13 protein-coding genes and 1 pseudogene are annotated in these 10,995 nt (G+C 71.0%); 9 read left to right on the forward strand and 5 right to left on the reverse strand.

The genetic code is table 11. The features are described 5' to 3' along the window. From IH26_RS0151460 to IH26_RS0151470, 3 genes are all read right to left on the reverse strand, one after another. On the reverse strand, window positions 1-1,341 hold a 1,341-nt coding region (locus IH26_RS0151460), incomplete at its 3' end, for an MFS transporter (protein WP_245666064.1). A gap of 113 nt (window positions 1,342-1,454) precedes the next feature. After that, window positions 1,455-2,033, reverse strand: coding sequence for an isochorismatase family protein (locus IH26_RS0151465; protein WP_030443636.1), 579 nt, complete (start codon window positions 2,031-2,033; stop codon window positions 1,455-1,457). Window positions 2,034-2,043: 10 nt separating this feature from the next. Then, complete coding sequence (locus IH26_RS0151470; protein ID WP_030443637.1) at window positions 2,044-3,330, reverse strand: nicotinate phosphoribosyltransferase; 1,287 nt, start codon at window positions 3,328-3,330, stop codon at window positions 2,044-2,046. Between the two features lie 105 nt (window positions 3,331-3,435). Between IH26_RS0151470 and clpS the strand changes: the two genes are divergently transcribed. The 5 genes and pseudogenes from clpS (at window position 3,436) to IH26_RS0151495 (ending at window position 6,188) form a co-directional block, all read left to right on the forward strand. Next, window positions 3,436-3,726, forward strand: coding sequence for an ATP-dependent Clp protease adapter ClpS (clpS, locus tag IH26_RS0151475; protein ID WP_030443638.1), 291 nt, complete (start codon window positions 3,436-3,438; stop codon window positions 3,724-3,726). A gap of 21 nt (window positions 3,727-3,747) precedes the next feature. Continuing rightward, window positions 3,748-4,248: a DUF2017 domain-containing protein gene (locus tag IH26_RS0151480; protein WP_030443639.1), complete on the forward strand. Its 501-nt coding sequence runs from the start codon at window positions 3,748-3,750 to the stop codon at window positions 4,246-4,248. 62 nt (window positions 4,249-4,310) lie between these two features. Further along, a pseudogene (locus IH26_RS55135) lies at window positions 4,311-4,801 on the forward strand (M67 family metallopeptidase). Between the two features lie 57 nt (window positions 4,802-4,858). Further along, the gene (locus IH26_RS0151490; protein WP_030443640.1) at window positions 4,859-5,215 is read left to right on the forward strand and encodes a MoaD family protein; all 357 of its coding nucleotides are present in this window, start codon (window positions 4,859-4,861) and stop codon (window positions 5,213-5,215) included. Between the two features lie 7 nt (window positions 5,216-5,222). Continuing rightward, window positions 5,223-6,188: a PLP-dependent cysteine synthase family protein gene (locus IH26_RS0151495; protein ID WP_030443641.1), complete on the forward strand. Its 966-nt coding sequence runs from the start codon at window positions 5,223-5,225 to the stop codon at window positions 6,186-6,188. On the opposite strand, the gene IH26_RS0151500 is transcribed toward IH26_RS0151495, so the two are convergent. Further along, entirely contained in the window at window positions 6,185-6,595 is a 411-nt protein-coding gene (locus IH26_RS0151500; protein WP_030443642.1) for a hypothetical protein, read from the reverse strand. The two genes, IH26_RS0151495 and IH26_RS0151500, sit on opposite strands and share 4 nt — an antisense overlap. A 262-nt stretch (window positions 6,596-6,857) precedes the next feature. Here IH26_RS0151500 and IH26_RS0151505 point away from each other — a divergent pair, with 262 nt between their 5' ends. The 4 genes from IH26_RS0151505 (at window position 6,858) to rdgB (ending at window position 10,332) form a co-directional block, all read left to right on the forward strand. Further along, window positions 6,858-7,604 (forward strand): MBL fold metallo-hydrolase, encoded by a 747-nt coding sequence (locus IH26_RS0151505; RefSeq protein WP_030443643.1) that lies wholly within the window; start codon window positions 6,858-6,860, stop codon window positions 7,602-7,604. 72 nt (window positions 7,605-7,676) lie between these two features. Then, complete coding sequence (locus IH26_RS0151510; RefSeq protein ID WP_030443644.1) at window positions 7,677-8,888, forward strand: glycosyltransferase; 1,212 nt, start codon at window positions 7,677-7,679, stop codon at window positions 8,886-8,888. A 104-nt stretch (window positions 8,889-8,992) separates the two neighbouring features. Continuing rightward, on the forward strand, window positions 8,993-9,721 hold the full coding sequence (gene rph / locus IH26_RS0151515; RefSeq protein WP_030443645.1) for a ribonuclease PH: 729 nt from the start codon (window positions 8,993-8,995) through the stop codon (window positions 9,719-9,721). Beyond that, the gene (rdgB, locus tag IH26_RS0151520) at window positions 9,718-10,332 is read left to right on the forward strand and encodes an RdgB/HAM1 family non-canonical purine NTP pyrophosphatase (protein ID WP_030443646.1); all 615 of its coding nucleotides are present in this window, start codon (window positions 9,718-9,720) and stop codon (window positions 10,330-10,332) included. The genes rph and rdgB overlap by 4 nt, the downstream gene beginning before the upstream one ends. A gap of 19 nt (window positions 10,333-10,351) precedes the next feature. Here rdgB and IH26_RS0151525 read toward each other — a convergent pair. Further along, window positions 10,352-10,995, reverse strand: a 644-nt coding sequence (locus IH26_RS0151525; RefSeq protein WP_157437878.1) for a class I tRNA ligase family protein, incomplete at its 5' end; no start/stop codon positions are given.

Consider the following 10,995-nt stretch of genomic DNA (forward strand, 5'->3'; position numbering starts at 1 on the left):
GGCGGGTGCAGCGGGCGAGCCTGTGGTGGGCGTGGTGGGCAAGCCTGTGGCGGGCGTGGTGGGCGAGCCGGTGGCGGGTGCAGCGGGCGAGCCGGTGGGCGGGGCGGCGGGGGTGGCCGTGGGAGGGGTGGCGGAGTCGGGCGCTTCGGTGGGGAGCGCGGCGTGGGCTGCGCGGCGGCGGTGTAGTAGCTCGGCGGGGAGGACGGCCAGGGCGATCAGCAGGCCTATGCCGCCGACGGTGACGAAGCCCCAGGGTGGGGCGATGCGGTCGGCGGCCAGGCCGGCGAGGGGGCCGCCCAGGGCGACGCCGACCGTGAGGGACGAATTGTGCAGGCCCATCGCCTCGCCTCGGGCCGAGGCGGGCGTCATGCGGCTCACCGCGTCGGCGCTGGCGGTGATCGTGGGGGCGCACAGGGCGCCGCACGGGATCAGCAGGATGGCCAGGAGCCACCAGTGGGCAGCGCCCAGGGCGACCGCGACCGTGAGGACCGCCATCGGCGTCAGCAGGGCCACCGCGGGCAGGCGGCGGTGCATCGTGCCATACGCGAAGCCGCCCCACAGGGAGTAGAACGCCCACAGCGACATGACCAGGCCGGACCAGGACAACTCGCCATTTTCCCGGAGAACGGCGACGATCGAGACGTCGGTGCCGGAGAGGACCAGCGTCGCGGCCAGGGTGACCGCCAGGACGGCGACGAAGCGGGGGCGGAGCCACGAGCGGCGCGGCACCCGCTCGCCGGCCTCGATCGGGGTCTCGTGCGAGGCGCGGACCGGCGGGTTGAGCAGCCACAGGCCGATGCCCGAGGCCAGGATGCCGGCGCCGATCGCCAGCATGGCCACCCGCGGGCCGGGGCCGGTGGCGAGCACCACGCCCAGCGCCGGGCCGGACATGAAGGAGATCTCGGTGGTGATCGAGTCGAGGGCGAAGGCGGGCAGGCGCTGGGCCTCGGGCGTGAGCGCGGCGATCGACTGGCGGGCCACGGCGAACGCGGGCAGCGCCAGGAAGCCGCCGAACAGGGACAGGATCAGCAGCGGCCAATACGGCAGGGCCTGCGCCACCGCCCAGAAGACGACCTCGGCCACCGTGGTCAGGACCAGCGCCGGGCGCAGGCCGCGCCGGTCGATCAGGCGGCCGATCACGGGAGCGCCGGCCGAGCCGCCGATGGTCACCGCCGCCCCGACCAGGCCGGCCGCGCCGTAGCCACGGTCGAGATCGGTGACCACATGCAGGGTCAGGACGACTGCCGCGGCCGCGATCGGGATGCGCGCCAGCGTCGCCACGGCCAGCAGCGACTTGATCCGCGGCAGGGCGAGGGTCTCTTTGTAAGGCGTGAGCAGCATGCGGTTCCTGACCTCCGCCCCACATCCTGCCTTGGGGGTACGACAGAAAACCAACGCCTTTCCGGGGCGCCCGGCCGACGAAGGCGGACAAAGCGCCCCGGTTGTGAGGAGGACTACGAAGAAACGATGGGCGAGCCGCTGGTCGCCACCGAGGCCGTCCGGAACTCCTCCAGGGCCGCGTCGGTGGTGCCCTGGGCCACCCCGGCGGTCAGGTTGAGCAGCACCGTCGTGTCGAAACCCTCGCGACGGGCGTCCAGCGCGGTCGCCCGTACGCAATGGTCTGTCGCAATGCCCACCAGCTCCACCTCGGTCACCGACCGGGACCGCAACCATTCCGCCAAGGTCTCGCCCGACTCGCTGTGGCCCTCGAAGCCGGAGTACGCCGCCTTGTGCTCGCCCTTGTGGAAGACCGCCTCGATCCGGTCGGTGACCAGCGACGGGTGGAAATCGGCCCCGCCCGAGCCGACCACGCAGTGCGCCGGCCAGCTGTCCAGGTAGTCCGGGTGGTCGCTGAAGTGGTTACCGGGATCGATGTGCCAGTCCTTGGTGGCCACCACGTGGTCCCACCGGTCGCCGGCCTTCTCCAGGGCCAGCGACACGCCGGCCGCCACGGCCGCGCCGCCGGTCACCGGCAGCGAGCCGCCCTCGCAGAAGTCGTTCTGCACGTCGACGATGATCAATGCTCTGGGCACGGTCAACCCCTTACGCGGTCGGGACGATGGTGACGGGAATGGCCGGGTCGCCGGCCGAGAGCTTGAGACCCTCCCACGGTATCGAGATCAGGCACTGCCGCAGGTGTTCCCGCGACTCGGCGAGCGTCGGCGCGTCGACGACCTCGCCCCGCGCCACGAACGGGCGCTGCAGCGGCCGGTCGTTCGGCGCGTGCTCGGGCACGCCCTGGGAGACGATGATCTCCTCGGTGGCGGTGCCGGTGGGCTTGTGCCGGCGGATCGCGGTCTTGCGGCCGCCGACCGTCGCCTTGTTCTCCGACCGCTTGACCACCGGCCGGCCCTCGACCTCGACCAGCTTGTAGACCAGGCCGGCGGTGGGCGCGCCGGAGCCGGTGACCACCGCGGTGCCGGCGCCGTACATGTCGACCGGCTCGGCGGCGAGCGTGGCGATCGCGTACTCGTCCATGTCGCCGGACACGATGATCTTCGTCTCGGTGGCGCCGAGCGAGTCGAGCAGCTCGCGCGAGTGCTGGGCGAGCACCGAGAGGTCGCCCGAGTCGATCCGGATGGCGCGCAGGTCGGGGCCGGCCACGGCGATCGCGTTCCGGATGCCCTGGGCGATGTCGTACGTGTCGACCAGCAGCGTCGTGTTCTTCCCCAGGGTCGCCACCTGGGAGGCGAACGCGGCCGGCTCGTCGTCGTGCAGCAGCGTGAACGCGTGCGCCGAGGTGCCGGTGGTGGGAATCCCGTACCGGCGGCCGGCGGCCAGGTTCGAGGTGGAGGCGAAACCGGCGAGATAGGCGGCGCGGGCCGCGGCGACCGCGGCGTCCTCGTGCGTACGCCGGGAGCCCATCTCGATGATCGGGCGGCCCCGGGCGGCGGTGACCATGCGGGCCGCGCCGGTGGCGACCGCGCAGTCGTGGTTGAGCACCGACAGGATCAGCGTCTCCAGCAGGACGCACTCGGCGAACGTGCCGGAGACCGTCATGATCGGCGAACCGGGGAAGAAGAGCTCGCCCTCCGCGTACCCGTCGATGTCGCCGGTGAACCGGTAACCCGCCAGCCAATCCGCCGTGCCGGAGTCGACGATCTGCGCCCCGCGCAGGAAGTCGATCTCTTCGTCGGTGAAGCGGAAATCCCTGATCAGCTCCATCAGCCGGCCCGGTCCGGCGACCACGCCGTAGCGCCGGCCGGTGGGCAGGCGGCGCGCGAAGACCTCGAAGACGCAGTTGCGGCCGGCGGTGCCGTCCCGGAGGGCGGCGCTGAGCATGGTCAGCTCGTACTGGTCGGTCAGCAGAGCGGGCGCGAAGGAGTTCACGTCATCACCCTATTGCGCCGGAGCGCTCCTTACGAAGGGCGCGTTGACCTGCGGTTCGGCGTTCCGGTTCACCGATGCGGCAAATCCGGTGGCAACATGGGGGTCATGGCGTTGCCACAGGTCGCTCCCGTCGAGGCACCGGAGATCGAGGAAGCACCGGCCGACGATCGCCCGTGGGTGACCGTCGTCTGGGACGATCCGGTGAACCTCATGTCGTACGTGACCTGGGTTTTTCAGAAGCTTTTCGGCTACAGCCGCGACCGGGCCGAACAGCTGATGCTCGATGTGCACCACAAGGGCAAGGCGGTGGTCTCCATCGGCGCCCGGGAGCGCATGGAGATGGACGCCAACCAGCTGCATGGCTACGGTCTCTGGGCGACGGTCGACCGGGCCTGAGCATCCCGCGGGAGAGGGCGAATGTTCCGACGCAACGGCACACAGTGCGTGGCCACCTTCGCGGTCGACGAGGTGCGCGTGCTGCGCAAGGTCGCCGGTGAGGTGGTCGGCCTGTTGACCGACGGGATGGACCACACCGACCCGGTGGTCTCCCGCCTCTTCCCGGACATCTATCCGGACCGCCCGGACGACTCGGCCGAGTTCCGCCTCTACACCGAGGGGGAGCTGAAGACCGGGAAGATCGACCAGGCGGGCGCGATCCTGGCGGCCCTGCCGGACGAGGGCGAGGGGGAGGTGCGCCTGGACGGCGAGGCCGCCGAGGCCTGGCTGCGGGCGATCAACGACGCCCGGCTGGCGATGGGCACCCGGCTGGACATCACCGCCGATACCGACCTGAGCGAGGAACTCGAGCTCGCGGTGGTGCACGATCCGGGCTCGAGCCGGGTCTTCCAGCTCAGCGTGTACGCGTACCTGGGCTACCTCCAGGAGTCGTTGCTGAACGCGCTGCCCGAGATCGAGTGAGCCGAGACCGAGTGAGCACGGCCATATCCGGGCCGGTGAAATCTCACGGTAATGTGAAACGCGTGCTGACCATCGACCAGACGATCGTGGACGCGATCGTCGCCCACGCCCGCCGGGACCACCCGGACGAGGCCTGCGGCGTGGTCGCCGGCCCGATCGGCGCCGACCTGCCGACCCGGTTGATCCCGATGGACAACGCCGCCCGGTCGATGACGTTCTACGAGTTCGACTCCCTCGAGCAGCTGCGGGTCTGGCGCGAGATGGACGACAACGACGAGGAGCCGGTGGTCATCTACCACTCGCACACCGCGACCGAGGCCTACCCGTCGCGGACGGATGTCTCGTTCGCCGGCGAGCCGAACGCGCACTATCTGCTGGTCTCGACCCGGGAGGACGACTCGGAGGAGATCCGGTCGTTCCGCATCGTGGACGGTGTGGTGACCGAGGAAGAGATCAACATCGTGGATGCGACAGTAGAGGTGTGATCGTGGGCTGGGTGCAGTCGTACATGTTCGGGCAGAGCCCGGTGGCGGTGGTCTACGAGTGTCGCTGACGACACTCCCGTAGATCTTCGTCCGTTGTTCGACCCTTACTCAGGAGCATTCACGTCATGGCCATCGAAGTTCGCGTTCCCACCATCCTGCGCAGCTACACCGGCGGCTCGAAGGTCGTCGAGGGTTCCGGCGACACGCTCACCGCGCTGATCGACGACCTCGACGCCAAGCACAGCGGCCTCAAGGGCCGGCTGATCACGCCCGAGGGCGGCCTGCACCGCTTCGTCAACATCTACGTCAACGACGAGGACGTGCGCTTCCTCGGCGCCCTGGACGCCAAGCTCAACGACGGTGACTCGATCACCATCCTGCCGGCCGTCGCGGGCGGGGCCCTCGGGTTCGCGGCCGCGGCCGCCCTCCTAGGCCCCCGTCCGACCGCCCCCGCCACCACCCCTGACTCGACTGAAGGCTGAGCTTGACATGGCTCGCTACGAGAGCCTGCTGGACGCGTGTGGGGGCACGCCGCTCGTCGGCCTGCCCCGGCTCTCGCCCGCCGTCGACGAGGGCGCGCCGCCGGTGCGCCTCTGGGCGAAGCTCGAGGACCGCAACCCGACCGGCAGCGTCAAGGACCGGCCGGCGCTGTTCATGGTGCGCGAGGCCGAGGAGTCCGGCCACCTGCGCCCGGGCGACACGATCCTGGAGCCGACCAGCGGCAACACCGGCATCGCGCTGGCCATGGTGGCCAAGTTGCGCGGCTACCGCCTGGTCTGCGTCATGCCGGAGAACGTCTCGGCCGAGCGGGTCCAACTCCTGCGGATGTACGGCGCGGAGATCATCTTCTCGCCGGCCGCCGGTGGATCGAACCAGGCCGTGGCGACGGCGAAGCAGATCGCGGCCGAGCACCCCGACTGGAAGATGCTGTTCCAGTACGGCAACCCGGCGAACGCCCGGGCGCACTACGAGACCACCGGCCCGGAGCTGCTGCACGACCTGCCCACGATCACGCACTTCGTGGCCGGGCTGGGCACCACCGGCACGCTGATGGGCACCGGCCGGTTCCTCAAGGAGAAGGTCGAGGGCATCCAGATCGTCGCCGCCGAGCCACGCTACGGCGAGCTGGTGTACGGCCTGCGCAACATCGACGAGGGCTACGTGCCGGAGCTGTACGACGCGACCGTGCTCGACCGGCGGTTCTCGGTCGGCACCCGGGACGCCGTGCTGCGTACCCGCCAGCTGGTCGAGGTGGAGGGGATCTTCGCCGGGTTCTCCAGCGGGGCGATCCTGCACGCGGCGCTGGCCGTGGCGCACGAGGCGGTTCGCGACGGCCGGCGCGCCGACGTTGCGTTCGTCATCGCCGACGGTGGCTGGAAGTACCTCTCGACCGGCGCGTACGGCGGCACGCTCAACGACGCCGAAGAGGCCCTCGAAGGGCAGCTCTGGGCTTAGTAGAGCGCCGCGATGAGCACATCGATCGCGAGTGGGGCCGTGGCGCCCAGCAACAGCAGCCACGGCAGCGCCGGGCGGTGAATCGACAGGAACGATCCGACAACCAAGGCGACGCTCGCTAGTCCGAAAAGGGACAGCGTCGGGACGTACCAGAACGCCGTACCGCCGAAAACCGTGACCATTGCGCGCAGCCCGACCCCGACGCCCGCGAGGCCCAGCGCGGCGGCATAAAGCGCCATCGTGAGAAGGCGCGCCGGCGACGGAGCCGGGTCGTCAGCCGCCGGAAAGCGGAAAAGCGCCGCACGGTCATCGGAACCGGTCGGTGCCGGTGTAATCTCCCAGCCACCGAACGGCATGATCTCCGCCGCCTCGGTCCGCGTGCTGCGGTTCTGCTCGACCGTGGTCACGCTGCCTCCGTTCCGTTCCGTCCGTAGAAGTCCTCACTTTGTGCAACGCAAACGACTCACCGGACGTAACGGGAATTGCGTTAATGACCGAGGTCACGGGCGGTGTGATGTACGTTGTCGATTTAGCGACAAATCGATCAGACGTTTACGCGGTGCGCAGGTCCGGGGATACGCTTCGCACCGTGATTGACTGGTCTGACGAACCTGCCACGGACCGGTCCAGCGGGGCGTCGACGACCCAGCGTGAGCCAAAGGGACCCGCATGCGACTGACCGTTCTCGGCTGCGCCGGCAGTTTTCCCGGCCCCGAGTCGGCGTGTTCCGCCTATCTCGTCGAGGCCGAGGGCTTCCGTCTGCTGCTCGATTTCGGTTCCGGCTCGCTGTCGGCGCTCCAGCGCTACACCGACATGAACAGCATCGACGCGATCATCCTGACCCACCTGCACAGCGATCACATGCTGGACGCCTGCCTGTATGTGATCGTTCGCCGCTACGACCCGTCCGGGGCCCGGCCGGCCATTCCGGTGTACGCGCCGCTGGGCGCCGCCGAGCGGATCTCCGCGGCGTACAGCTCGGACAACGAGCAGGTCGACGACGTGTACACCTTCTACGGCCTGCAGCCGGGCACCTTCCCGATCGGGCCGTTCTCGATCACCGTGGACCGGGTCAACCATCCGGTGGAGACCTATGGCGTACGCGTCGAGCACGGTGGAAAGATTCTCGCGTACTCGGCGGACACCGCCCCCTGTGAGGCCCTGCTGCGGCTGGCCGCCGGGGCCGACCTGTTTCTCTGCGAGGCCAGCTACCTGGACGGTGTGGACAACCCGCCCGGACTGCACCTGACCGGCGGCGAGGCCGGCGAGGCGGCCACCAAGGCGGACGTCGGACGGCTTTTGCTGACCCATTTGATACCTGCGTGGTTCTCTGAGGCATCTATTGTGGATGCGGCTTCCGCCGCCTATGCGGGCCCGGTTGAGGTGGTTCGCCCGGGCGCCCGGTACGATCTCTGAGCCCGAACCGGGGGGCGGGGGTGGCAGCCGATGTCCCGTTGCACGACCGGATCGTGATCTTGGAGTTGCTGCATGCGCATCGTCCGCCTCGCCAACTTCGTGACGACGCATACCGGTGGTCTCCGCACCGCGCTGCGCAATCTCGGCGAGGGATACCAGCGCGCCGGCCATGAGGCCGTGCTGATCGTTCCCGGGCGCGCGCGCTCCGACACGATGACCTCCCAGGGCCGGGTCATCACGCTGCCCAGCTCCCCGTTGCCGCGCACCGGCGGCTATCGGGTGATGACCGGCCGGCGCGAGCTGACCCGCCTGCTGGACGAGCTCGAGCCGGACCGCATCGAGGTCTCCGACCGGGCCACCCTCCGCTGGACCGGCGCGTGGGCGCGGCAGCACCGGGTCGGGTCGATGATGGTTTCGCACGAGAGCCTGGCCGGCCTGCTCGGCGTCTGGGGCATGCCGAAACGCGACGCGCTCGCCGACCGGCTCAACCGGCGCACGGCGGAGAATTTCGACACGATCGTCTGCACCACCGCGTTCGCGGCCGCCGAGTTCCGCCGGCTGGGCGTGCCCAACCTGGTCGAGCTGCCGCTCGGCGTCGACCTCGAGAAGTTCCACCCGCGACAGGCCGATCCGGCCGTACGGGCCCGCTACGCCCGCCCCGGCGAGCTGCTGGTGGTCTACGCCAGCCGGCTCTCCGCGGCCAAGCGGCCCGAACTGGCGGTGGACACGATCGCGGCGTTGCGCAACGCGAAGGTGCCGGCCGTGCTGGTGCTGGCCGGGGACGGCACCCGGCGTACCGCGCTGGCCTACCGGGCGGCGCGGCTGCCGGTGCGCTTCGCCGGGCACATCGCCGACCGCGCCGCGGTCGCGGCGCTGCTGGCCAGCGCCGACGTGGTGGTGCAGCCGGGCCCGGTGGAGACGTTCGGCCTGGCCGCGGTGGAAGCCCTGGCTTGCGGTACGCCGGTGGTGGTCAACGACTCCAGCGCGCTGCCGGAGGTCATCGGTACGGCGGGGGTGGCCGTCGCCGGGACTCCGGAGGCGTTCGCCGAGGGCGTGCGCGAGCTGATGGAGCGGCCGGAGCCGGAGCGGCGTGTGGCGGCTCGCGAGCGGGCCGAGCGGTTCGGCTGGCCGCAGGCGGTGCACGGTTTCCTGCGGGCGCACGGCCTCGCCCCGGATGCGGCGACCGCCGGCGTGACGATCACCCGGCAGCGCCCGTCGGCGGTGTTGCGGCCGGCGGCTCCTCAACCCGGCCTCGGGTTGTCCACCGGCGGCGGGGCGGGCTGAGCGCTGCCTTTTGGTTGTCCACAGGGGCGGGGCGGCCCTCTGGTTATCCACCGGCGGCGGGGCGGGCTGAGCGCGGCCGCCGGCGAACGAATAAGGTTTGGGGCATGGCGCGACCCGACGGCCGAGCGGCCGACCAGCTTCGACCCGTGACCCTCACCCGGCGGTGGAGCATCCATCCCGAGGGCTCGGTTCTTGTCGAGTTCGGCGACACCCGGGTGCTCTGCACCGCCAGCGTCACCGAGGGCGTCCCGCGCTGGCGCAAGGGCTCCGGCCTCGGCTGGGTCACCGCGGAGTATGCGATGCTTCCCCGCGCCACCAACACCCGAGGCGACCGGGAAAGCGTCAAGGGCAAAGTCGGCGGCCGCACTCAGGAGATCTCCCGCCTGATCGGGCGCAGCCTGCGGGCCTGCATCGACCTCAAGGCGCTCGGCGAAAACTCCATCGTGCTCGACTGCGACGTCCTGCAGGCCGACGGCGGCACCCGCACGGCCGCGATCACCGGGGCCTATGTGGCGCTGGTGGACGCGGTGACCTGGCTGGCCGAGCGCAAGGCCCTGGCCGGCAAGGTCGAGACGGTCATGCACCGGTCGATCCAGGCGGTCAGCGTCGGCATCGTGGCCGGCGAGCCTCGCCTCGACCTGATGTATGTCGAGGATTCCGCCGCCGACGTGGATATGAACGTGGTATGCACCAGCGACGGTGACTTCGTCGAGGTGCAGGGCACGGGGGAGAACGGCGTGTTCCGCCGCGACCAGATGGATGTCCTGCTCGACCTGGCCGTCGCCGGCTGCGCCGACCTGGCCGCCGCCCAGCAGAAGGCGTTGGCCTCATGAGCGCGAAACTGCTGCTCGCCACGGCGAACAAGAAAAAGCTGCTGGAGCTCCAGCGCATCCTCGACCTGGCGCTGGGCGCCGAGCGGGTCGCGCTGGTCGGCCTGTCCGACTTCGAGGGCTATCCCGACGTGCCCGAGACGGGCCTGACCTTCGGCGAAAACGCGCTGATCAAGGCGCGCGAGGGCGCCAAGCGCACCGGGCTGCCCACGGTGGCCGACGACTCGGGCATCGCGGTCGACGCGCTCAACGGGATGCCCGGCGTGTTCAGCGCCCGGTGGTCCGGCAAGCACGGCGACGACAACGCCAATCTCGAGCTGCTGCTGGCCCAGATCTCGGATGTCCAGGAAGGGCAGCGGGGCGGGGCGTTCGTCTGCGCCGCGGCGCTCGTGCTGCCGAACGGTCGCGAGCACCTGGTCGAGGGCAAGCAGCGCGGGACGATCCTGCGGTCGCGGCGCGGCGAGGGCGGCTTCGGCTACGACCCGATCTTCCTGGGCGAGGGCCAGACGAAGACGAACGCCGAGCTGAGCCCGGCGGAGAAGGACGCGATCAGCCACCGCGGCAAGGCGTTCCGCGAGCTGGCCAAGGTGGTCGCCAAGGAACTGCCGAACTGACCCGCCCGCGCGCCGCTGGTCAGCCGGTGACCAGGTTGACCAGTTTGGGTGGGCGGGCGATCGTGCGGGTCACCCGCAGGCCGGCCGCGGCCGGGGAGGCCAGGGCCAGGGCGGTCAGGGTCGCCTCGTCGATGTCGGGCGGGACGTGCAGGCGGTCGCGCAGCTTGCCGTCGACCTGCAGGGCGCAGATGACTGTCTCGGTGGCGGCCAGGGCCGGGTCGGCGATGGGCCAGGCGGTGACCGCCACGCCGGGTGGGTGGCCCAGGCGGTGCCACATCTCCTCGGCGGTGTAGGGGGCGAAGACCGACAGCACGACGGCCACCGCCTCGGCGGTCTCGCGCAGGGCCGGGTCGTCGTCGGGGGCCGAGCGGGCGGCGGTGACCAGCTCCATCGTGCGGGCCAGGGCGACGTTCAGGCGGGTCGCCGCCATCAGGTCGGTGATCTCCCGCAGCAGCCGGTGGGTGGTCCGCCGCAGGGGGGTGGCAGCCGCGGGCTCGGCCGGCACAGAAGCCGCGGGCTGGTCGCCGTCCTGGACGAATTCTGCGCGCTCGCCTGGGACAAAGGCCGTGGAATGGCTGTCCGGGGCAAATGCCTCGCGCTCGGCCGGGACGGAGGCCGTGCGGGCCGGGCCCGGGGCCGTGCAGGCCGGGGTGGGGGCCGCGG

Source organism: Actinoplanes subtropicus, from assembly GCF_000721705.1.
GTDB classification, from domain to species: Bacteria; Actinomycetota; Actinomycetes; order Mycobacteriales; family Micromonosporaceae; genus Actinoplanes; species Actinoplanes subtropicus.

Excerpts from the sequence above, each read along its gene's own strand:
- rdgB (WP_030443646.1), top strand. The coding sequence starts at position 9,718 with ATGAGCGCGAAACTGCTGCTCGCCACGGCGAACAAGAAAAAGCTGCTG.
- IH26_RS0151495 (WP_030443641.1), top strand. The coding sequence starts at position 5,223 with ATGGCTCGCTACGAGAGCCTGCTGGACGCGTGTGGGGGCACGCCGCTC.
- IH26_RS0151510 (WP_030443644.1), top strand. The coding sequence starts at position 7,677 with ATGCGCATCGTCCGCCTCGCCAACTTCGTGACGACGCATACCGGTGGT.
- clpS (WP_030443638.1), top strand. The coding sequence starts at position 3,436 with ATGGCGTTGCCACAGGTCGCTCCCGTCGAGGCACCGGAGATCGAGGAA.
- IH26_RS0151480 (WP_030443639.1), top strand. The coding sequence starts at position 3,748 with ATGTTCCGACGCAACGGCACACAGTGCGTGGCCACCTTCGCGGTCGAC.
- IH26_RS0151505 (WP_030443643.1), top strand. The coding sequence starts at position 6,858 with ATGCGACTGACCGTTCTCGGCTGCGCCGGCAGTTTTCCCGGCCCCGAG.
- IH26_RS0151490 (WP_030443640.1), top strand. The coding sequence starts at position 4,859 with ATGGCCATCGAAGTTCGCGTTCCCACCATCCTGCGCAGCTACACCGGC.
- rph (WP_030443645.1), top strand. The coding sequence starts at position 8,993 with ATGGCGCGACCCGACGGCCGAGCGGCCGACCAGCTTCGACCCGTGACC.